This window comes from Acidocella aquatica, assembly GCF_030160635.1.
Taxonomy (GTDB): domain Bacteria; phylum Pseudomonadota; class Alphaproteobacteria; order Acetobacterales; family Acetobacteraceae; genus Acidocella; species Acidocella aquatica.
Map to the genome: position 1 here is coordinate 37,894 of NZ_BSOS01000067.1, position 20,050 is coordinate 57,943.

Genomic DNA, 20,050 nt, shown 5'->3' on the forward strand with positions numbered 1-20,050 from the left:
TGTTACGGGAAAGGCACGGGCCGGGGCGCGAGGCCCCGGCCCGCCGGTTTCAGGCTTATGGCAGCAGCGAGAGATAGGACTGCTGCAGCTGGGTGGAGGATTTAAGCGCCGCAACGCCGGCCTGCGCCTGGATCTGCGCCTGGGTCAGCTGGTTGCTGACGGCGGGGATGTTGGCATCCTGCACCACGCCAAGCGCGGTGGTAACATTCTGGCTGGTGGTGTTGAGGTTGTTGATGTTGGCGGTCATCGCCTGCTGGGTGGCGCCAAGCTGGCCACCCTGGTTGTTCAGCGCCGCCAGCGCGTATTTTACCACGTTGATCGCCTGGTTGGCGCCCGAGGTGGTGCTGACGTTGATGGCGGACAAGGCATCCAGCGTGGAGCTGGATTTGACGCCGATGGCCGTGCCGTTGGTGACCGAGAAGGCCCCGCTGGACTGAAGCTGGGTCTGGCCCTGGATCACTGCGTTTTTATTGGTGGAGCTGAAAGTAGCCACCGTACCGCCAACTGACTTGAGGCTGCCGGACGCGGCGGCGCCACTGTAGTTCAGGATCATGTTCTGGCCCGCGGACTGCGAGAGAACCACGTTACCGGATTTGTTCAGCGAGGCGGAGATGCCGCTCGTGGAGGTGCCGCCGTTGATCTGGGAGACCAGGGCGTTGGCGCTGGAGGCCGCGATGTTCTGCGCCGTGCCGATGGTGCCGGTGAGGCCGCTGCCGGCCTGGATGGAGAAGTTGAGCGACTTGCCCGCAACGAAGCTTGCCGTGAGGACGACCGAGTTGGTCGCCTGCGCCTGCACGCCGGTGGTGCCGGAGACGTTGTTCACCGCGGTGGCGATGCTGGCGGCGGATTCACCCGTGGTGGAGACGATGGAGGCGCTGCCGCCGTTGTTGCCGATGATCTTCGCCGTGCCCGCGGTGTAGGCGCCAACGGTGGCGGGGGTGGTAGTACCGACGGTCATCTGGCCGCTGCCCGAGCTGGCAGTGCCCGATTTGAAAACAGCCGCGGAGGCGACCGAGGCGTTCATGCCGATGGCGCTGGCGGTCATTTTGCTGATGGAGAGGCTCTGGGTCTGGCCCTCGTTCGCGCCAACCTGGAACTGCACACCCGAGAAGGTGCCGTTGAGCAGGCTGATGTTGTTGAACTGGGTCTGGTTGGCGATGGTGGAGACCTGGCCGGTGAGCTGGCCGACGAGGTTTTGCAGCGACTGGGATTCAGAGGAGGTCTGCGTGCCGTTGGCGGCCTGCACCGCGATGGAGTTGAGCTGCTGGGTGATGCCGATCTGCTGCGAGATGGCGCCCTGGGCGGTTTGCAGCAGGGAGACACCCTGGTTGGCGTTGGAGATCGCCTGGGTGATGCCGTTCAGCTGCGAGGTGAAGCCCTGGGCGGTGATGTAGCCGGCCGGATTGTTCGACGGTGAGCTGATCGACAGACCGCTGGAGAGCTGGGTCTGAAGGTTGTTGGTGTTTGCGGAGGTGGCGGAGATAGAGTTGAGCGCCTGGAGCGCCCCGGTATTCGTCATGATAGAACCTACGGCCGACATATTGAAAACTCCTTGGGTTGCGGTTGCCGTACCCATTTATTCGGGGGCGGGAGGAGAAGTTTTCCTGTGGTTGCAACTTTAAGTTTCGGGGCGGAAAAAATATTCATGGCTGAAGCTGGAGCACCGGGCCCCCGGCGGTGATTTCGGCGGAGAAGCGGCGGCCGCTGGAGGGGTTGGTAAAGAGAATGGTATCGCCGATGCGCCCGGTCTCGGTGGCCACGGCGTCAAGCGAAAGCTGCACCCCGCCGCTGATGACCTGAACCGAGACGGTCTGCCCGGATTTGACCATGACCGGCTCGGCGATGTCGGCCGGGTTGAGGATGCTCCCCGCCGAAACCGACATGATGGCGCTGGCGCCGAGAAGCTGGGCGGGGTCGTAGTAAACCTGCCGTCCGGCATAAAGGGAGACAGGTTCGCGGGCCAGGGTGATGTCGCCCTGCCCCAGGGTCTGCCCGGCGGCGATGGGGCGCGCGGCGATGACGACGTTCTCGGTCTGCGCCACGGTGACGGTGACGTAGAGGGTCCAGGCCGGGGCGGGGCAATGCGCCGCCGCCTGCTCATAGGGGGCGGCGCCGCTGATGCTGACGCTGAGCGCCGCGGTGCAGGATTGCATGTATTGCGCCCCCGCCACCGGGCCGAGGGTGAGGCTGGCGCCCGGCGGGGCGATGGCCTGGGCCGCCTGGGTGATGGCTTGCGCCACCGCCTGCTGGCTCTGCGGCGCGGCGGCCGCGGGGGCCGCCAGCGCCAACGCGCCGATGATGCCGGGCAGCAGCCTCATTCAGCGGCGCTCGCGAAAGCCGGCCGGGATGTCTCCGCCCAGGGCGGCGGGGCCGATTCGGTCGATGGCAGAGCCAGGGCGGCGGCGCGCGCCGCCTGGCCGCGCGTGAGCGTGCCGTTCAGGTCGGTCACCGCGTGCTTCAGGGCGCGTTGCCAGGCGGCGAAGCGGTTGGGCAGCCCGGCCGCGCCCAGGGAGGGGGGAATGTCCAGCCGCTCGTCCACCAGCAGATGGCAACCGGCGGCGGCGGCGAGGAGAATGCGGTAATGGTCGGCATCGGTCTCCCGGTCGGCCGGGCGGATGAGGATTTGCGGTGCCAGCTCGGCCAGGGCCTGCGCCCAGGCGTATTCAGAGGTTTGCGGCGCGATGCGCGAAACGGAGCCGCCGTATTTGGCGCCCTCGCGCTCCACCACGATCCAGGCCAGGGATTCCAGGGTTTCGTTGATGAGGTCGGTGAACCAGGCGGGGGCGATGCCTTCGTCGATCCATAGGACACGAGGCTTGGTGTTCAGCCCGGTGCCGATCTTCAGGGAGTCCCAGATCGGCGCGGAGAGCGTGGGCCGCCAGAGGGTGACCGGCTGGCGCGGGTGGGCCAGCTTGCGCACGCGCTGCACCAGCCCGGGCGAGGTGGCGAAAAGCTGCGCGGCGGCGGCGATGACCGGCTTGGCCTCGGCCGCCGGGGCGGTGGTGAATACGGCGCTATAGGCCGGGCTGTGGGGGTGGGGGAGCTGTTGCGGGTTGATGCGCGCCCAGATGGCGGGGGCGCGGCGGCCGAGATCGGCGGCATTTGGCAGCTCCTGCGCCCAATCCGCCTCCAGAACGCCGATACGGCGCAGGGCTCGCGCGGCGTTCAGCACGGCTTCACCCTCGGGGCCGGCGCCGGTTATCAGCACGGAGGAGGGATCCGCCGGGTAGGAGCGCACCAGGCCCAGGCGCTGCTCGGTGGCGAGCAGGTCGCCATGGAGCGATAGGGCGGGGTGGTGGTAGGGGTCTGCCCACGGCAGGGCGCGCGCGGCCGGGGACCCTTCGCGGAATTTATTTCCGGCATCAGCCTGAACCGCCTCGGCGGGGGCGGCGAAGGAGATGTCGGGTGTCCAGACGATGCGCGCGCCATGGCCGCGGAGCTGGGCGCAAAGGTCGATCCATAACGCGTCGCCGGTTAAGGGGGGAAAGCTCAGCGCCGCCAGCGCCGCCGTGCGGCCCATGAGGGCGGGCGGGGCCAGGGCGCTGGCTTCCTGGTCCACCGTGAGCCAGCCGCCGGGGCCGGGGTCTTCGGGGGTATGGCCCGCGCCGAGGCGGCTATCGGCGCCGGGGACGATGGGCCCCTGGACCGTGAATTGCCGGGCGGCGGGGCCAAAGGGCACCAAGGTGCGCGCCCCGGCCAGCACGACGCAGGGGTCCGCCAGGCGGGCGCGCAGGCCCTCGGCCCAATGCGGCACCTGGGGCTGGCCGCGGATGTCGATGATCGCGGTGAGCGGGGTGGCCACCAGAGCCAGCGCCTGCGCCAGCGCCTGCGCCGGTTGCAGCGCGGGCGCGGGCGGCACGGCCAGAACCTTGCCCTCCAGGGCGGCGGTCTGCTCGCTTACGGCGGTCAGATAGGTGGTCATCTGCGGGTTGAGATCGGCGCCGGCCAGGATGATCGGGCCGGAAAGCTCCCCGGTGCTGAGCAGGCCGGTCAGCCATAGGTCAAGCTGCGCGACCTCGCCGCCGCCGCACAGCATGATGAAGGTGGTGCCGGGGTCTGGCGCCAGGCGGACGTGGTGGAACAGGCCCAGGTGCTGGCGGTTTTGCACCAGGGCGGGCAGCCCCGCGCGGGTGAGGTGGGCGGTGATGGCCTGGGCGGCGTTGGCGCAGAATTCATTGGCCGGGATGCTGTCGCGCCGGCTCTGCGGACAGCGGGTGAACAGCGCCTCGGGCAGGCGCTCCACCTTGGCCGCAGCCTCGGCGAGGCGAAGCTGGAAATCATACTCCTCGGCCCCGGCCCGCGTGGCATCGAAGCCGCCAAGGCGCAGCAAGGTTTTGGCGGCGTACCAGACCCAGTCGCCCACATAAGCGGCCTGACGCAGGCGGGTGATGTCCCAGGCGGGTTTCTGGCGGACCCACGGGCCACCCTCACGCGGGACGATTTCATCGCAATAGATCATGTCCGCCTGGCTGGCGGCGGCGGTGAGGGCGAAGCGCAGGCAGGCATCGGGGGAGACGAGGTCTCCCGCGTTGATGATGGCGACATAATCCGCCGAGGCGGCGGCCTCGTTCAGCGCATCGCAGAGCAGGCGCGAGGCGTCGGCCGGCACGGGTGGCAGCAGGCTGGCGGGGATGCCGGGAATTTCCACCGGATCGGCGGACAGGATGCTGATGTGCGCCGGGGCGTGCCATTGCTGGCGCAGGGACTCCAAGGTGTCGCTCACCCCCGGGGCGCGGCCCTGCGGGGCGATGATGAGGACGCAAAGGCGCGGCAGCGCCGGCGAGACGGCGCGCAGGGCCTCCAGCCGCGCCCGGCCGCCTTCGTCCAGCCGCTCGGGCGCGCGCAGGCCGGCCGCGGTGGCGGCATTTACCGGGGTGGCCGAAACCGGGTCAAAAGAGGCGCCGAACGCTGGGATCACGCGGCCCCGGCTGCCGCCGATTTCAGTGAGGAATTCAACAATGCCCCGGGTTTCAGCGGTGAAAGCGTCCCACAGGGCGGGGGAGGCGTCACGCGCCTGGACCGCCTCCCAGACGCGGGTGGCCAGCATGTCCAACGGGTGGAAAAGGCCGTCATGCGCCAGGGGGCTGCTGCGGTTGAGCTGGCCGGTGAGGTGGCCCGCCGCCTCGCGCAGGCCGTTGGCCGCAAGGCTGGTCAGGGGAAGGCCTATGTCCTGCTCGATGCGGCGAAGCTGGTCAGCTGGTTTGGAGAGCAGGTCCTGATAGTTGAGCCAGCTGCGCGGCAGGTGGCGGGCCTGGCGCTCGCCATCGGTGACGTAGCTGAGCCAGAGCAGCAGCGCATGCGCGCGGCTCAGCCCGTTTTTATGACCCTGGCTGGCCGCGGCGGTCCAGGGGTCGCGGAAGATGTGGATGACGTGCGGGCGGTGCCCGGCCTGACGCACGGCACGCTCATAAAGCGGCAGGGTGCGGCACAGATGCGGGTGCTTCAAGCCCCAGATTTTGTCCCCGGGCGGGAAGCGGCGGCGCAGGATTTCGTCGAGCCGGGAGAGAAACGGCGCGAGATCGGCACGATCCTCCCAACCCTGGGGCAGGCCGCGCACATCGGTCCATTCGACGCCGAGGCGGTTGAAGAGATCAACGTCAAACTCGATCAGCTCGGGGATTTCGTAGAAGCCGAGGGGATTGTGCTCGTTGGGGTCAGCCTCGTTGAAGAATTTGACGCCCAGGCGCTGCAAGGCGCCTGAGAGCGCCGAGGTGCCGCTGCGGTAATAGCCGACAATGAAAATAGCATCTGACACGGGGCGGCTCCTTAAACGTAGTTGAACAGGCTGAGGCTCTGCACGGTGCCGAAGGTTTTCATGGCGGCTTGCAGGGCGGTGAGGGTTTGGTCGAGGGTGGTGATGGCGAGCGGGGTGTTGACCGCGGTGGCGTTCTGCACGCTGGTCTGGAGCTGGGTGGACTGGTTGGTGTTGCTCGTCGCGGCGTTGCTGATGGCCTGCAGCGTCACGCCGTTTTGCGCCTGCGCGGTGACGACGTTCTGTTGATACTGGGCAAGGCCGGCGAGGCTCTGGTTGAGCACCTGGTTGGTCTGGGCCACCTGCGAGGGGGTGGTGCCGGCGGTGGAGAGCGCCTTGTAGATGGTTTGCAGCAAGGTGAAGGCCGATTGCGGACGGCTGGGGGAGAGGGTGAAACTATCGCCCGCGGCAGGGGTGCCGGTGAGCTGATAGTCAACGCCGCCGAGCTGCACGGTGTTGGCGCCGGTGGTGGTGTTGCTGGTGAGCGTGCCGCTGGCCACCGTGCTCCCGCCCTGGCTGGCGGTGTAGGCGCCGCCCGCGCCGAAACTGACAGTGATGGCCGAGGTGCCGGACTGGAAGGCAGAGGCCGAGGCCGCATTGGCGATGCCCTGGGAGATGATCTGGCCTGTGCCGGCGTTGGTGCTGGCGGCGGTCACGCTGGCGGTGCCGTCCCCCGCGAGGCCGGAGACGAAAACCTCGCCATTGGCGATGGTGGAGGCGTTGGTGTTGGGGGTGATCGCGGCCTGGCTCTGCGCGCCGTCGCCCATGTAGATGACGCTGCCGCCGCTCGAGACCTGGAACGGGGCGACGCTGCCGCGCGAGCCGCCGAACAGATAGCTGCCGTTGGAGGCGGTGGTGTTGCCCAGGGCGAGCATCTGATGCGCCGCCGACTGCACCTGCCCGGCCAGGGCGTTGAGGTTTTGCGGGCTGGTGGCGCCGTTGAGCGCCTGCTCGACCACCGATTGCACGCTGTTGAGCAGGCTGCTGGTGGCCTGATAGGCATTGCTCACGCTGCCGAGCTGCACCTGGATGGCGGCCTGGGTGTTGCTGTTGTTGGCCAGCGCGCTGATCTGGTCGGCGCCGAGCGCCGCGCTTTGGTAGGCGGCGGGGTTCTGGTCGGGTGTTTGCACGGCCAGGCCGGTGGATATCTGCTGTTGCAGCGTGTTGATCTGGGCTTCCTGCTGGGCCAGGCTGGTGTTGAAACTGGTATAAAATGAGAGGTTCATTTTTGTCTCCTTCAGGTGCGGGCGGGGGCGGGCCGGTGGGGCCGGTCGCGCTCGGCGCGCTGTTCGGTTTCGCGCGCGGCCGCCTGGGCGGCCTTGCGCAGGGCTTCGGCCAGGGCGCGGCGCCGCACCTTCACCTGGCCGAGCTGGGTGATGGCGGTTTCAAGCTGCGCGGCTGCGAGGCTGGCAGCGTGGATGATCTGCCCCTCGGCGCCATGGGAGGCGGCGGAGAACTGGCCGGCGCGCTGGGCCTGGGCGGCGGGGATGACCGCGCCGTCCTGCCAGGTTTGCGCGAGGCGGGCGCGGTAGGCGGCGAGGATGCCGCGTTGCTCCCCGGCCTGGTGGAGCGTGGCGCTATGGCGGCGCACGGCTTCCAGCGCCTGGGTCTCCTGTTCGGCGGCGAGCATGTCCAGCCGCGTGAGGGTGCGGGGTTTCATGGGGTTTGCCTCATGGCTGGGGCTCCGCCAGGGCGGCGTGCAGGGCGGCGAGGCTGGCGGCGAGGGTGATGCCTTCGTGCATGTCCTGGCGCAGCACGTTCTCCATCGCCGGGGCGCGGCGGAGGGCTTCGTCGAGCAGGGGGTCGCGCCCGGCGGCGTAGACGCCAAGGTCTATGATGTCCTGCTTTTCGGCGCGGCGGGCCCAGAGCGCGCGGAAACGCGCGGCGAGTTTTTGGTGCGCGGGAGTAACGAGGCTGGGCATCGGGCGCGAGAGGGAGGCGGAGATGTCAATCGGGGGGTACATCGCGGCTTCGGCCAGGGCGCGGGAGAGGACGATGTGGCCATCCAGCACGGAGCGGGCGGTGTCGGCCACCGGGTCGCCGACATGGTCGTCGCCCTCGACCAGAACGGTATAGATGGCGGTGATGGAGCCTTGCGCCGAGGTGCCGTTGCCGGCGCGCTCAACATAGGCGGCCAGCGCGCCGAACACCGAGGGCGGGTAGCCCTTGGTGGCGGGGGGCTCGCCGGCGGCCAGGCCGATCTCGCGCAGGGCCATGGCGAGGCGGGTGAGAGAATCGACCACCAGCAGGACGTGTTTGCCCTGGCCGCGGAAGTATTCGGCGATGGCCGCCGCGCGGTAGGCGCCGTGGAGGCGGCCCAGGGCGGTGTCATCGGCCGGGGAGGCGACGACGACGCTGCGCGGGCGGGCGCTGCCCAGATGGTCCTCGATGAATTCGCGGATCTCGCGGCCGCGCTCGCCGATCATGCCGACGACGACGACATCGGCGCGGGCGTGGCGGGCCATCATGCCGAGCAGGGTGGTTTTGCCGACGCCGCTGCCGGCGAACAGGCCGATGCGCATGCCACGGCCCATGGTGGCCAGGGCGTTGATGGCGCCGACGCCAACGTCGAACACCTGGGAGATGCGGGTACGGGCCATCGGGTTGAGGGGCACGCCGAGCAAAGGCCAGGGCTGGGTGACATCGGGCGGGGGCTGGCCATCCAGCGGCTGGCCGCGCGCGTCGATGATGCGGCCAAGCAGGGCGCTGCCCATCAGCGGGGCGGGGGCGCGCGATTCGACATGGACGCGCGCCCCGCGGGTGACGCCGCGGGTGCCTTGTTCGGGCATCACCAGCAAGGCGCCCTGCTCGAAGCCGACGACTTCGGCGGAGAGAAAACCGGCGCCGCCCTCGGCCGCGATGAGGCAGCGCGAGCCGATGGGGGCGCGGATGCCGCTGGCGTGCAGCACCTCGCCGTTGGAGCGAGTGATGCGCCCGAACCGGCGCACCGGGTCACGGGCCAGGGCCTCACGCAGACGGTCATGCGCCAGGGTGCGGATGGTGACCATGTTCAGCGGCGAATCCGGGCTCATGGGGTTTCACCTGGGGGGAGGGCCAGGGCGGCGCGGATGGTTTCCAGCCGGCCGGTCAGGCTTGCGTCCCACTCGATCTTGTCCAGCGGGTCGCCGCCGGGGGCGATGATTTCCAGCAATACGCCCCCCTGGGCGACGGCTTCGTCAGCGAGGAGGCTCGCGGTCTCGGCGGGGATGAGCGGGAGGAGATGGGCGTGGTCAGCCGGGTTGAGGCGCAGCAGCAGGCTCTGGCGGGGGCCGCGCTCGGCGGCGGCCTCGGCGATGAGGCGGGTGACCAGGGATTGCAGGCTGGCGGGGTTGGTCAGCGCCTCGGCGCCGGTGATGTGGCGGGCGAGCAGGAAGGAGAGTTCGGTGACGAGATCGGCCAGATCGCGCTCCTTTTGCGCCAGCGGGGCGGCGAGTTGCGCCCAGGCGGCCTGCAGCGCGGTGGCGGCGGATTGCAGGGCGGCGGCTTGCGGCTCCATGGCGGCGCGAATCTGGGTTTCAGCCTCCGCGCGGGCCTCGGACTCGGCACGTTCGCGCAGGCGGGCGACTTCCTGGCGGACGCGCCGCGCGATTTCGGCCTCGGTCTCGGCGAGGCTGGCGGTGTCCTGCGCCAGAACAGCCTGCACGAAGGTTTTGGCGCGGCCGCGCGATGCGGTGACGAAGCTCATGATTCAGCGCCGTGCTGCAGGTGTTGCAGCGCCTGGGTGAAAATGGTGCCGAATATGCCCAGCACCGGCGCGGCCAGGGCGAGGGTGGCGCGGGTGAGCAGGGCAACGGTGGCGGCGCCGAGCGCCCAGCCGGAGAGGCTGGCGGGGGTGAACACCGGGGGCTGGTGCTGCGCCGACCAGATGAACACGGCGGCGAGCATCAACATGCCGGGCCTGAGCAGTTTGGGGCGGGTTTTGCCGCGTTTGGCGGCGGGGTCCTTGGCCATGGGCGGCTCCTATTTCTCGGTTTTCGTATCTGCTTGCGCGGCGGGGTCGGGGGCGTGCACCACCACCACCACGCGGCGGTTCTGGGCGCGGCCGATTTCGTCGGTGTTGGGCGCGATGGGGGCGAACTCGCCGAAACCCTGGGCGGCGAGCTGGCTGCCGCTGACGCCGTTGCTGACGAACAGCTCCACGACGCTGACCGCGCGCTCGGCCGAAAGCGACCAGTTGGAGGGGAATTGCGCCGTGGCGATGGGTTTGTCGTCAGTGTAGCCCTGCACGACGATGGTGAAGGGCGGCGGCATGACCTTTAGCCCGGCGCCAACCTGGTTGAGCAGGGTGATCGCCGCCGGTTTGAGCGTGGCGTCACCCGAGGCGAAGAGCACCGAGGCGTCTAGCTGGATGGTCAGGGTGAGGGGCTGGCTCTGGATCGAGACCTCGTGCTTGTCGACCAGGGGCTGCAACAGCGCGGTGAGCTTGAGCTGAAGCTGCTTCAGGGACAGGATTTCGGCGGCGAGCTGATGCACCATCTCCTTGGGGATTTTGGCGTTGGCCTGGGGCGAGCCGGGAGGCTTGGGGATGGGCGAGGTGTGGTTCTGCAGGATGCCGCGGCTGGCGCCTGAATTATGAACGACCGAGGGCGGCGTGCCGTGGAAGGCGGTGACGAAGCTGGCCGCGACTTCCTGCTCCTTGAACTTGTTGCGCGAGGAGGAGGCGTAGAGCACCACGAAGGTGGCCAGCAGCAGCGTCAGCAGATCGGCGTAGCTGATGACCCAACGCTCATGGTTGGGGGGTTTTTCCGGTTTTTTGCCGGGTCCGGGGGTGGCGGCGTGGGACATGGTCAGGCGGCCTGTTCGGCTGCGGCGGGGGCGGCTTCATCGGCGGCGGGCTTGGGTTTGGCCTTACCCTCGTCGGTGAGGAAGCTTTGCAGGTTTTGGCGGATGAGGATGCCGGGCTTGCCCTCGGCCAGCAGCACGAAGCCCTGGATGACGACATGGCGCTCGCGCTCCAGCTCCTGCGCCAGTTGCTTGAGCCGGTTGCCCAGCGGCAGGGCGATGAGGTTGGCGAAGCCGACGCCGTAGATGGTGGCGACGAAGGCGGTGGCGATGCCGCCGCCCAGCTCCTCCGGGTGGTCCAGGCGCATCATGACGTGGATGAGGCCGAGCACGGCGCCCATGACGCCGATGGTGGGCGAATAGCCGCCGGCGGCCTCCCAGACCTCGGCCGGGGTTTCCTGGATGCGGCCGGTGTTCTCGGCCATGATGCCAAGGATCGTGGGCAGATCATCGGGCGGGGTGTTGTCGACGATCATCTGCAGGCCTTGTTTCTGGAAAGGGTCTTTGACGTCGCCCAGCACGTTTTCCAGCGCCAGCGTGCCCTGGCTGCGGGCCAGGGAGGACCATTCGGCGACCTGCTCGATGAATTTGCGCAGATCGGTCTTGGGCGGTTTGACCAGCCAGACGATGCCCTTCATGCCGGCCAGGACGCGGCCCAGGCCAAATTGCGTGAGCAGCGCCGCGAAGGAGCCGCCGATGACGATGATGACGGCGGTGAGGCTGACCAGGGAGGACAGCGGGTCGCTGTCGGACAGGGCGCCGCCGATGATCACCAGAAAGCCGCAGAGCAATCCCAGCAGGCTCGTCATGTCACGGTCTCTCCCTTCAAGGCGGTATTCATGTGGATCGCCAGAGTCTCCAGCGCCCGCTTGCGGATGCGTGAGGCGTAGCCTTCGCTCATGTCGAGGATGGCGGCGATTTCGCGGTTGTTCATTTCGTCGTAAAAATGCAGGGCCAGCACCTGGTATTCGAGCGCGGGCAGGGTTTTGAGGGCTGCGGCCAGCAGGTGGCGGGCGTCGGCGCGCAGCAGCAGGGCCAATGGGTCATCAGGGCCGGTGCCGCCCATGAAGGCGGCGGTGTCGACGGTGTCAGCGTCGAGCATGAACTCGCCGCGCCGTTGCGCGCCGTCGCGGCGCAGCCCGTCGATCATGGCGCCGCGGATGCGCCGGGCGGCGAAAGCCTCGAAGGCGACGCCGTGGGTGCGGTCAAACCGGCTCATGGCCTCCAGCATGCCAATGGCCCCCCATTGCAGCAGCTCATCCAGCTCGGCCCAGGGCATGCGCGATTTGAGCAGCATGGCGGTGCGCTTGATCCAGCCGCCGTAAAGCGCGGAGAGATGCGGCTGGTCGGGGTTGAAGGCGGGCGGCGGGTTATCCATTGGCGGAGCCTGGCTCGGCGGTGTGGACGACCTGCAGCGGCAGCGTCTCGGGGATTTCCTCCAGCGCGAGGACGGGGATAAGCCCGCCGGTGGCGCGCGCGACGGCGCGGCGGGTGAGGCCCTGGACGACCAGAACCGGCTTGAGGCCGCGCAGGCGCATGGCGCGCGCGGCGCTCTCGGCGGCCTGGCGCAGATGCGTCGCGGTTTCGGCCTCCACCTCCGGGCCGATGCCGCTCTCGCGCCCGGTGCGCAGGGATTTGGCGACCAGCTCCTCCAGCCGCTGTTGCAGCACGGCGACGCGCAGGGTGGCATCGGCGCCCGCGACCTGGGTGACGATGAAGCGGCCAAGGCGAAGGCGCACGGCGGCGAGGAGTTTTTCAATGTCCTTGGTGCCGCTGTCAGCGGCTTCGACCAGGGCTTCGCCGATGCGCTCAAAGTCACGGATCGGCACTTCCTCAGACAGCAGGCCCTGGAGCACTTGGCGGATGAGGCCGATGGAGAGGTTGGTGCGCAGGTCTTCGGCGAGGCGGGGGGTGGTTTCGGCGAGGCGGGTCATCAGGCCCTCGACCTGCGGCCGGCCCAGCAGCTCGGCGCCGTGGCGCTTGAGGATTTCGGCGAAATGGGTGGCCATGGCGCTGGGCGCATCGACCACGGTGTAACCAAGGTCCTCGGCAGCGGGGATGCCGCCCTGGGGGATCCAGACGGCGGCCTGACCGAAGGCCGGGTCTTTCACGGGGCGGCCGATGCTGAGTTTTTCGGTGACCATCGGGCCCTCGATGGCGAGCCATTGGCCGGGCCAAGCCTCCCCGCCGCCGATGGAGGCGCCGCGCAGGGTGAAGCGGTAGCCATGCGCCGGGAGATCGGAGGAATCGCGGATGTGGACGGCGGGGACGAGGAAGCCCATGGCGCGGCCGTAGCGCTGGCGCACGGCGGTGAGGCGGTTGAGCAGACGCCCCTCCCCCGGCCCGACCAGCGGCGCCAGGGCGAAGCCGATGTTCATGCCCAGAGGGTCAACGCCGGTGACGTCGATCAGGGAGTCGGGTTTGACCTCGCTGTTTTGCGCGGCGGCGGGGGCGGTGCCGGCGGCGGCGGCTTCGTCCTGCGCTTTGGCGGTTTGTGAGAGGCGCCAGGCGGCGGTGCCCAGGGCGGCGGCGAAGAGGAGGAAGGGGATATGCGCCATCTGCGGCACGAGGCCGATGGCGCCCATGATGGCGGCGGCGATGGCCAGGGCCTGGGGGTATTTGCTGAGCTGGGATTTGATTTGCTGGCCGATGTCCTCGCCGGTGGCGACGCGGGTGACGACGAGGCCGGCGGCGACGGAGATGGTGAGCGAGGGGATTTGGGCGGCCAGACCGTCACCCACCGTAAGCAGAGTGTAGGTGCGGGCGGCGTCGGCCAGGGGCAGGCCGTCCTGCAGCGTGCCGATGATGAGGCCGCCCAGCATGTTGACGACCAGGATGATCATCGCGGCGACGACATCGCCGCGAACGAATTTGGAGGCGCCGTCCATCGCGCCGAAGAAGTCGGCCTCGCGGCGCAGGGTGTCGCGGCGGCGCTCGGCGGCCTGGGGGGAGAGGATGCCGGCGTTGATCTCGGCATCGATGGCCATTTGGCGGCCTGGCAAGGAATCAAGCATGAAGCGGGCGGAGACTTCCGCCACGCGCGAGGCGCCCTTGGTGACGACCATGAAGTTGATGATGATGAGAATGACGAAGATGATGCCGCCAACGACAAAATTTCCACCGACGGCGAACTGGCCGAAGGATTCGATGACATGGCCGGCGGCGCCGGGGCCGGTGAAGCCGTTGAGCAATATGACGCGCGCGGTGGCGACGTTGAGCGCCAGGCGCATGAGCGTGGTGGCGAGCAGGACGGAGGGGAAGGAGGAGAATTCCGACGGCGAGGGGATGTAGAGGCTGGCGCCGAGGATGACGAGGCCGGCGGAGATGTTGAGCGCGAAGAGGAAGGAGATGGCGGCGGGCGGCAACGGCACCACGAGCATCGCCAGCACCAGCAATATGACGATGGGGCCGGAGAGCTGGGTGGCGCTGAGCGAACCGGGGCGCGGGAGGATGGCGGTCTCAGCCATGGAGCAGCCCTGGGATCGCGTGGAAGAGATTGACCGCGTAATGCTCGACGCCGCGCAGCATCAGCGGACCTGCCGTGGTGGTGAGGGCCGCCATGCCCATGAGTTTGAGCACGAAGGGGATGGAGGCTTCGCGGATTTGCGTGGCGGTTTGCAGGATGCCCGCCGCCAGGCCGATGATGAGCATGAGCAGCAGCACTGGCCCCGCGAGTTCCGCGAAGGCGACCCAGGCGCCGATGCTGACGCCGTTTGCGCTCATGCGCCGGCCTCGGCCGTTGCGTCCATGTCCTCGGCCAGGGCGGTGACGCGCACGCCGTAGCGGTCGTTGGCGACGGCGACGACTTCGCCATAGGCAAGCTTCTGGCCGTTGGCGAAGATGGTGAGGGGTTCGCCGACCATCTGGTCGAGGGTGACAACCTGGCCGTGGCGGAGCTGGCGCAGGTCTTTCACGGTGATCTGGGTGCGGCCAAGCTCGACGGTGAGTGAGACCTGCACGCGGTCCAGCACGTTTTTGCCACCGATGGCCACAGCGCCACGGGTTTGCGGCTGGATGCGCTCCAGCTCGACGCGCTCGTTCTCGAGGACGGTTCTCTCACCGGCCGGGGTGGTGAGTTCTTTTTGATCGGACATGGAAGCGTCTCCTTCAGTGGTGCCGCCGGTTTTGACGCGGCAGCAGATATAGCCGCCGTTTTGGCCGTATTCGGCGCGGAACAGGTCGATGCCGCCGGAGACGGCGATGGCCTCGGCTGACAGGGTAAAGGGCAGGATTTTGCCGGGGGTGAGCCCCTCGATGACGGCGAGCGGCAGGCTGACGCGGGCAAGCTCGAAGGTGATGCCGACCGGGGTGGTCTCGGTGAGGGTCTCGATGCCGTTGATCCAGCCGGTGTCGGCGCCGCGCTGGCCGAGCAGGCCTGATTGCGAGGCGACCTTGGCTTCCAGAGGTTCAAACCCTGCATAAGGCGCAATGAGCTTGATGGTGCCGGTGCCCAGCGCCGTTTCGAAAATGCCGGTGACGGCGATCATCCAGTCCTGGCCATCGGCGATGGCGAGCATGCCGGTGGCGTTCTCATAGGCGATGGGGGTGAGGTCGAGCTGGGCGAGCGGGGCCAGGGTTTCCTGGATGGTGGCCAGGGAAAGGTCGATCATCTGTTTGCCGATGCGCGTTTCCAGGGCGGAAAGCTCGTAACGCTCAAAGGGGTGGGAGGCGGTGGCGCCGCACATGGCATCAACCACGGCGCCGATGAGATCGCCGTCAATCGCCAGGAGCATGCGCCCGCGCAGGGGGGCCAGTTCGCTGATGCCGGCGAGCATGACCTCGGGCAGTTGGGACATCGCGGCTTCATGGCTGGTGACGCCGTTGATGCAGCTGAGGAGCTGGACGCTGTGGCGCATGCGCTGGAACAGGGCGAAGGCGATCTGGCGCATGAAACGGTCGGAGAGGCTCTCCATGAGCAGCGAGCGCAGTTGCGGCGCGCGCAGGGAGTCCAGCAGGTCAAGTTTTTCAACGTCTTCCGGCTGCTCAAGCATAGGCGCTTACCCCGCTGGCGGGGGTGATGGCGGGGGCGGCCGGTTCGGCGGCGGCGGCGGCGCGCGGGTTGCCCGCGCTGTGCTGGCCGGGGTTTTGGCCGGGGTTTTGGGCGCCGCCGCCGCTGACATTGGCCTGGCCGAGGGTGAGGCCGGTGGCGGCCAGGGCGTGGCGCAGACCCTCCATGCCGAGGTTAAGCAACTGGGCGGTTTGCGGCACGGCGGGAACGAAAAGGACGTTGATCTGGCCGTTCTGGCCGAGTGCCACATGTACGGAAAGGTTGCCGAGGCCCGGAGGGTCAAGCCGCAGGACCGCGCTGCTCTGGCCGGTGTGGTGCATGGCGGTGACGGTGGCGGCCAGGGCTGCGGGGGTGGCGGGGGTTAGGGGGGCGGCCGATGTGATTGGCGCGGCGGGGGCGGCGGGGCTGGTGGCCGTGGTGGCGAGGGCGGGATGCGCCGCAAAGGCGGAATGATCGAAGGCGGGCTGCGCCGGGGAGACGGCGAGAACGGACGGGGTGGCGGGGGTGGCTGGCGCGGTGGCGATTTTTTCCGCAGGCGCCGCCGCGCGGGGGGCAATGGCGGCGGCGCCCAGGGGGGCGCTGGTTTTGGCGAGGGAAGGGAGGTTGGCCGGGAGCTGGATTTTTGGCGGCGCAAGGGGGGGAGCGGCGGGTGAGGCCGGAGGCGGGTTCGGCGCGGGCGCGGCGGCTGCGGGCTGCGGTGCGGGCATGAGGGAGGGCGCCGCCGGAGGGGGGGTGAGTCTGGCCGCGACGCTGCCCGGGGCGAGTGTCACGGGAGATTGTGCCGCGGCCGGCACGGCGGGCATTGGCGCAGGGGGCATTGTCGCGGAGGTCACCGGCGTAGCCGTGACAGGCGTGGGGACGACAGACGGGGGGGTGACAGGCTTGGGGGCGGATGCGCTGGTGGCTGGGGATGGAGGAGAGGTCACCTCACCTGCCGGGGGCAGCCCGGAGATTGGCGCGGGGGGGATGGTGACAGGGGCGAGCGCGGGAGCTGGCGCGCCTTGGCTCGCAGTTGTGGCGGGAATGCTGATTTTGGCGGCGGATGGCTGCGCCGTGGTTGGGGCGGTGACATTGCTCGCGGGATTCGCGGGGGGAGTGGCGCCGAGCAGAATGGTGGCGAACGGGCCTAGGCCGGGCTGGGGCTCGCGGGAGTGTTTGCGGGCCGGAGCGGCGGGCGGCGCGGGTGTTTTGCCGCTGGCCGGGGAAGCCTTGGCGGGCGCGGGTGGTGGGTCTGCCTCGGCCAGGGCCTGCGACCACGCGGCCGGGTTGGCGGGCTGGCGGGAGGCCGGATGGGGGGAGGTGGTCTGGCTGGAAGCCGGGGTGGTGGACACGGCGGGGCTCGCCGGGATGGCGGGCGGGGTGGCGGAAATGTTCATACCATTTCCTCCGTGGCGCTGATGGTGATGCGGCCTTCGCCGGCGAGGCGCAGGGCGACCTCGACCACCTCGGACTGGGCGGCCAGAGCGTCAGCCCGGCGCATGGGCGGGCCGCTGCGCAGCTCCTCCTTGAGGACTTCCACCTGACGGGCGGAAAGATTTTGGAAGAAACGGCCGCGCAGGGTTTCATCGACCAGGCGCAAGGCGGGGGCGAGTTTGTCGCCGGGGACCTCGCGCAGCAGGATTTGCAGCGAACGGTCGGTGAGCTTGCCGAGATCTATGAAGGTGAACAGGTTTTCGCGGATTTTTTCGGCGGTTTTATTATCGCGCGCGTCAATGGCGCTGAGCACCATGTCCGACATGCCGGTTTGGAAATGGTTGAGGATGTCAGCCGTTTGTTTGGCGCCGCCCAGGTTGCCGACACGCCGCCCGCCAGTGGCGCTGTTGCTCATCAGCTCTTCGAGCATGTCACGCAGCTCGATCACCGCGTTGGGGGAGACAACATCCAGCGTGGAGAAACGGTAGAGGGATTCGGCGGCCAGGGGCTCTGGCAGAAAGGTGAGCAGGTTGGCGCCGATTTCATGCGGGATGTGCGCCAGCAGAAGCGCGATGGTCTGCGGGCGCTCATGGGTCATCTGCATCGCCAGGGTGCGCGGGTCGGCGTTGGCGGGCAGGTGGAAGGCGGAGCGGCGCTCGGAGCGGCTGAGACGGTCAAGGATTTCACGGGCCTGGGTTTCACCCAGCGCGGAGACCAGAACGCGATTGAGGAACTTCATGCCGTCGCCGCCGACGCCGGTGATGCCGAGGTCGCTGGCGAAGGCCAGCATGATATCCTCGCGCAACGCGGGCGGGGTGGCTTTCAGCGTGGTCATGGCCGAGGAGATGCGGTTGACGGCGGCTTCGTCCATTTCGCGCAGCACGGCGGCGGCGGTGTCTTCGCCCAGCTCACGCAGGACCATGGCGGCGCGCTCGGCGCCGGTTAGCTGGGGGGCGGGGAGCTGTTTGGCGGTGTCATTCATTCTCTTCGGCCCAGTTTTGCAGGAGGCGGGCGACGCCGGGGATGTTGCCGCCGGCCTGTTCGCGCAGATCGGAGAAGTCGCGCGGGGGCAGGGCCACGGGGAGCGGGCGCTGCGGCGGGGATGGCAGCAGGGATTGGATGTTGAGGGTGCCGATGCGCCGCCCAACCGGCAGGGCCAAGCCGAACAGCAGGGCGGCGGCGGCCAGGACTTCCAGCAGCCCATGGGTGAGCGGGACGGCAAGCTGGGCCAGGACACCAGAAGACAGGGTGGGTGCTGGTTTTTGGAACGCGGCGGAGAGCACGTTCACCGTGACCTTTGGGTAGGCGAAGGCGCCTGAAATGGCGGCTTTGACCTGGTCTATGGTGACGGCGCCGAGTGCGGCCTTGTTGAGAACCACCGAGACGGCGACGGATTTGACGGTCCAGCCGGGGTTGGTGATGTCGCTCTCGCTCTGGTCGGTGACGTAGGTCTGGTCAAGGTTGCTGCTGGTTTGTTGCGGCGGCGCGGGGGCGGCGGGCGCGGCGGCGGCACCGGCGGCGGGCGGCGTGGCGGTGGTGGGGGAAGGCGGCTCGTTGGAGAGCGCGCCGGGGATGCCGATGGCGGCGCTGGAGGCGCCGGACTGGCTGGACTGGGTGCTCAGCTCATGCGCCACCAGATGCGTGGGGCCATAGGAGATTTGGTGGATATGCTCCTGTGTGAAGTCGAGGTTGGCGGCCACGTCGGTCTGGAAGTTTCCAGCGCCGACAAGGGGGATGAGCAAACCGGCGATGCGCGCGGCGGCGGTGGTTTCAACCTGGGCGACGGTGGCGAACTGGGAGCCGGTGGTCATGTTGTCACCGGCTGGATAGACGGTAACGCCGGAGGTGGTTTCCACCGTGACCTGGCTGGCGGAAAGGCCGGGGACGGCGCCGGCGACCAGATTGGCGATGGCCTCGCCCTGGGATTGCGCGGTGGCGTCGTCCGCCTGGATGATAACCGAGCCGGTGGGCTTGGGCTGGTCGGCGAGGAAAGGGGTTTCGGGCGGCAGGGCGAGAAACACCTGGGCGCTGTGGATGCCGTTGAGGCTTTGGATGGATTGTTGCAGCGTAAGCTCCAGCGCCTGCACCGCCATGGTGGACTGCGCCAGATCGGAGGCGGTCATCGGCGCATTTTCAAGCTGCGCCCAGGCGGTGGAGACATCAGAGCCGGGCACCTGGGCCTCGCCCAGTTGCAGCCGCGCCTGCGCCAGCTGGGGTGCTGGCACCAGGATGATGTTGCCGGCGGCCTGGAGCTGGTAGGGAATGCCTAATTTTTGCAGCTGCGCGATGACCTTGCCGCCATCGGCCGGGGAGAGACCTTCATCGAGCACCACATAGGGGGGACCGGCCATTTCCAGCCAGACCACCACCGCGAACGATACCGCGATGACGCCGCCGGCCGCCCAGAAGATTTTAGGCAGACGCGCCGCCTGTGTTCTGAGCTGATGGAGAATTTCCCGCCCGGATGGCATCAGAACTGCATGTTCATGATGGACTGGTACGCCGAGACGACCTCGTTACGCACTGCCACCGTGGCGTTCCAGGCGACCTGGGCGCGGTCGTTGGCGACCAGCGCCTTGCTCAGCGTGGCGCCCGGCACGCCGGCGGCGAAACCGGCCTGCGCAACGGTGGCGGCGCCCTGGGTGGCGCTGACATTTTGCAGGGCGGTGTTGATAAGATCAAGAAAATTGCCCGGCGGGAAGGCGGGGCCGGTGGTTGACGGACCTGGCGCGGCAGCGAGGGGGTTGACGGCTTGCAGAAGCGCGTTGGTTAACATGATGTGTATCTCACTAACAAATGGATAGGGGCAAACCTGGGTTTATTTATCACTCGTTGCTTAATGGTGTTTTAAAGCTCCGTTATGATCGGCGCATGCACCGCGCAAACTGGCGGGAAAAAGGAGGAGATGACCATGAAGCCTGAATTAGCCAGGGGAGATTGATGGAGTGTTAAAAACGGCAATCGGGTGTGAAAAAGTTAAGCGGCAGGGGGATTTTGATCCGCACGCGGGCAAACATGCCGCATCATGATTTTTGATTGTTTGTTTGATTTGCATGAGAAATTAAAAAAGATCAGCGCGGGGGCGCCTGTAATCC

Annotated in this window: 19 protein-coding genes; 1 reads left to right on the forward strand and 18 read right to left on the reverse strand. The window is 68.4% G+C overall.

The window, feature by feature from the left end; genetic code table 11:
* Nucleotides 1-55: 55 nt before the first annotated feature.
* From QQJ84_RS11025 to QQJ84_RS11095, 15 genes are all read right to left on the reverse strand, one after another.
* Nucleotides 56-1,540 (reverse strand): flagellin N-terminal helical domain-containing protein, encoded by a 1,485-nt coding sequence (locus tag QQJ84_RS11025; protein ID WP_284258241.1) that lies wholly within the window; start codon nucleotides 1,538-1,540, stop codon nucleotides 56-58.
* 103 nt (nucleotides 1,541-1,643) lie between these two features.
* Nucleotides 1,644-2,318 (reverse strand): flagellar basal body P-ring formation chaperone FlgA, encoded by a 675-nt coding sequence (flgA, locus tag QQJ84_RS11030; RefSeq protein ID WP_284258242.1) that lies wholly within the window; start codon nucleotides 2,316-2,318, stop codon nucleotides 1,644-1,646.
* On the reverse strand, nucleotides 2,315-5,755 hold the full coding sequence (locus QQJ84_RS11035) for a hypothetical protein (protein ID WP_284258243.1): 3,441 nt from the start codon (nucleotides 5,753-5,755) through the stop codon (nucleotides 2,315-2,317). The genes flgA and QQJ84_RS11035 overlap by 4 nt, the downstream gene beginning before the upstream one ends.
* Nucleotides 5,756-5,766: 11 nt before the next feature.
* Nucleotides 5,767-6,978, reverse strand: a complete 1,212-nt coding sequence (flgL, locus tag QQJ84_RS11040; protein ID WP_284258244.1) for a flagellar hook-associated protein FlgL — start codon at nucleotides 6,976-6,978, stop codon at nucleotides 5,767-5,769.
* Nucleotides 6,979-6,989: 11 nt separating this feature from the next.
* The gene (locus QQJ84_RS11045) at nucleotides 6,990-7,412 is read right to left on the reverse strand and encodes a hypothetical protein (RefSeq protein WP_284258245.1); all 423 of its coding nucleotides are present in this window, start codon (nucleotides 7,410-7,412) and stop codon (nucleotides 6,990-6,992) included.
* Between the two features lie 10 nt (nucleotides 7,413-7,422).
* Complete coding sequence (locus tag QQJ84_RS11050; protein WP_284258246.1) at nucleotides 7,423-8,784, reverse strand: FliI/YscN family ATPase; 1,362 nt, start codon at nucleotides 8,782-8,784, stop codon at nucleotides 7,423-7,425.
* Entirely contained in the window at nucleotides 8,781-9,437 is a 657-nt protein-coding gene (locus tag QQJ84_RS11055; RefSeq protein ID WP_284258247.1) for a FliH/SctL family protein, read from the reverse strand. Before QQJ84_RS11055 ends, QQJ84_RS11050 begins: the two co-directional genes overlap by 4 nt.
* The gene (locus QQJ84_RS11060) at nucleotides 9,434-9,703 is read right to left on the reverse strand and encodes a hypothetical protein (protein ID WP_284258248.1); all 270 of its coding nucleotides are present in this window, start codon (nucleotides 9,701-9,703) and stop codon (nucleotides 9,434-9,436) included. The genes QQJ84_RS11055 and QQJ84_RS11060 overlap by 4 nt, the downstream gene beginning before the upstream one ends.
* 9 nt (nucleotides 9,704-9,712) lie before the next feature.
* Entirely contained in the window at nucleotides 9,713-10,537 is an 825-nt protein-coding gene (locus QQJ84_RS11065) for an OmpA family protein (protein ID WP_284258249.1), read from the reverse strand.
* A 2-nt stretch (nucleotides 10,538-10,539) separates the two neighbouring features.
* Nucleotides 10,540-11,343, reverse strand: coding sequence for a flagellar motor protein (locus tag QQJ84_RS11070; protein WP_284258250.1), 804 nt, complete (start codon nucleotides 11,341-11,343; stop codon nucleotides 10,540-10,542).
* The gene (locus tag QQJ84_RS11075) at nucleotides 11,340-11,912 is read right to left on the reverse strand and encodes a sigma-70 family RNA polymerase sigma factor (protein ID WP_284258251.1); all 573 of its coding nucleotides are present in this window, start codon (nucleotides 11,910-11,912) and stop codon (nucleotides 11,340-11,342) included. Before QQJ84_RS11075 ends, QQJ84_RS11070 begins: the two co-directional genes overlap by 4 nt.
* A complete protein-coding gene (locus QQJ84_RS11080; RefSeq protein ID WP_284258252.1) occupies nucleotides 11,905-14,001 on the reverse strand; it encodes a flagellar biosynthesis protein FlhA in 2,097 nt (698 codons plus the stop codon). Before QQJ84_RS11080 ends, QQJ84_RS11075 begins: the two co-directional genes overlap by 8 nt.
* A complete protein-coding gene (locus QQJ84_RS11085) occupies nucleotides 13,994-14,257 on the reverse strand; it encodes a flagellar biosynthetic protein FliQ (protein WP_284258253.1) in 264 nt (87 codons plus the stop codon). The genes QQJ84_RS11080 and QQJ84_RS11085 overlap by 8 nt, the downstream gene beginning before the upstream one ends.
* On the reverse strand, nucleotides 14,254-15,525 hold the full coding sequence (locus QQJ84_RS11090; protein WP_284258254.1) for a FliM/FliN family flagellar motor switch protein: 1,272 nt from the start codon (nucleotides 15,523-15,525) through the stop codon (nucleotides 14,254-14,256). The genes QQJ84_RS11085 and QQJ84_RS11090 overlap by 4 nt, the downstream gene beginning before the upstream one ends.
* The gene (locus QQJ84_RS11095; RefSeq protein WP_284258255.1) at nucleotides 15,518-16,249 is read right to left on the reverse strand and encodes a flagellar hook-length control protein FliK; all 732 of its coding nucleotides are present in this window, start codon (nucleotides 16,247-16,249) and stop codon (nucleotides 15,518-15,520) included. The genes QQJ84_RS11090 and QQJ84_RS11095 overlap by 8 nt, the downstream gene beginning before the upstream one ends.
* Between QQJ84_RS11095 and QQJ84_RS11100 the strand changes: the two genes are divergently transcribed.
* A complete protein-coding gene (locus tag QQJ84_RS11100) occupies nucleotides 16,248-16,940 on the forward strand; it encodes a hypothetical protein (RefSeq protein WP_284258256.1) in 693 nt (230 codons plus the stop codon). The two genes, QQJ84_RS11095 and QQJ84_RS11100, sit on opposite strands and share 2 nt — an antisense overlap.
* Here the strand turns inward: QQJ84_RS11100 and QQJ84_RS11105 are convergent.
* Genes QQJ84_RS11105 through fliE form a run of 3 tightly spaced genes read right to left on the reverse strand, consistent with a single transcriptional unit; the run spans nucleotide 16,915 to nucleotide 19,731 of the window.
* A complete protein-coding gene (locus tag QQJ84_RS11105; RefSeq protein ID WP_284258257.1) occupies nucleotides 16,915-17,937 on the reverse strand; it encodes a flagellar motor switch protein FliG in 1,023 nt (340 codons plus the stop codon). The two genes, QQJ84_RS11100 and QQJ84_RS11105, sit on opposite strands and share 26 nt — an antisense overlap.
* Nucleotides 17,930-19,426: a flagellar basal-body MS-ring/collar protein FliF gene (fliF, locus tag QQJ84_RS11110; RefSeq protein WP_284258258.1), complete on the reverse strand. Its 1,497-nt coding sequence runs from the start codon at nucleotides 19,424-19,426 to the stop codon at nucleotides 17,930-17,932. The genes QQJ84_RS11105 and fliF overlap by 8 nt, the downstream gene beginning before the upstream one ends.
* On the reverse strand, nucleotides 19,426-19,731 hold the full coding sequence (gene fliE, locus QQJ84_RS11115; RefSeq protein WP_284258259.1) for a flagellar hook-basal body complex protein FliE: 306 nt from the start codon (nucleotides 19,729-19,731) through the stop codon (nucleotides 19,426-19,428). Before fliE ends, fliF begins: the two co-directional genes overlap by 1 nt.
* Nucleotides 19,732-20,050 lie beyond the last annotated feature (319 nt).

Coding starts and splice junctions, on each gene's coding strand:
- QQJ84_RS11025 (WP_284258241.1), bottom strand. CDS start 1,540: ATGTCGGCCGTAGGTTCTATCATGACGAATACCGGGGCGCTCCAGGCG.
- flgA (WP_284258242.1), bottom strand. CDS start 2,318: ATGAGGCTGCTGCCCGGCATCATCGGCGCGTTGGCGCTGGCGGCCCCC.
- flgL (WP_284258244.1), bottom strand. CDS start 6,978: ATGAACCTCTCATTTTATACCAGTTTCAACACCAGCCTGGCCCAGCAG.
- QQJ84_RS11045 (WP_284258245.1), bottom strand. CDS start 7,412: ATGAAACCCCGCACCCTCACGCGGCTGGACATGCTCGCCGCCGAACAG.
- QQJ84_RS11050 (WP_284258246.1), bottom strand. CDS start 8,784: ATGAGCCCGGATTCGCCGCTGAACATGGTCACCATCCGCACCCTGGCG.
- QQJ84_RS11055 (WP_284258247.1), bottom strand. CDS start 9,437: ATGAGCTTCGTCACCGCATCGCGCGGCCGCGCCAAAACCTTCGTGCAG.
- QQJ84_RS11060 (WP_284258248.1), bottom strand. CDS start 9,703: ATGGCCAAGGACCCCGCCGCCAAACGCGGCAAAACCCGCCCCAAACTG.
- QQJ84_RS11065 (WP_284258249.1), bottom strand. CDS start 10,537: ATGTCCCACGCCGCCACCCCCGGACCCGGCAAAAAACCGGAAAAACCC.
- QQJ84_RS11070 (WP_284258250.1), bottom strand. CDS start 11,343: ATGACGAGCCTGCTGGGATTGCTCTGCGGCTTTCTGGTGATCATCGGC.
- QQJ84_RS11075 (WP_284258251.1), bottom strand. CDS start 11,912: ATGGATAACCCGCCGCCCGCCTTCAACCCCGACCAGCCGCATCTCTCC.
- QQJ84_RS11080 (WP_284258252.1), bottom strand. CDS start 14,001: ATGGCTGAGACCGCCATCCTCCCGCGCCCCGGTTCGCTCAGCGCCACC.
- QQJ84_RS11085 (WP_284258253.1), bottom strand. CDS start 14,257: ATGAGCGCAAACGGCGTCAGCATCGGCGCCTGGGTCGCCTTCGCGGAA.
- QQJ84_RS11090 (WP_284258254.1), bottom strand. CDS start 15,525: ATGCTTGAGCAGCCGGAAGACGTTGAAAAACTTGACCTGCTGGACTCC.
- QQJ84_RS11100 (WP_284258256.1), top strand. CDS start 16,248: ATGAGGGAGGGCGCCGCCGGAGGGGGGGTGAGTCTGGCCGCGACGCTG.
- QQJ84_RS11095 (WP_284258255.1), bottom strand. CDS start 16,249: ATGCCCGCACCGCAGCCCGCAGCCGCCGCGCCCGCGCCGAACCCGCCT.
- QQJ84_RS11105 (WP_284258257.1), bottom strand. CDS start 17,937: ATGAATGACACCGCCAAACAGCTCCCCGCCCCCCAGCTAACCGGCGCC.
- fliF (WP_284258258.1), bottom strand. CDS start 19,426: ATGCCATCCGGGCGGGAAATTCTCCATCAGCTCAGAACACAGGCGGCG.
- fliE (WP_284258259.1), bottom strand. CDS start 19,731: ATGTTAACCAACGCGCTTCTGCAAGCCGTCAACCCCCTCGCTGCCGCG.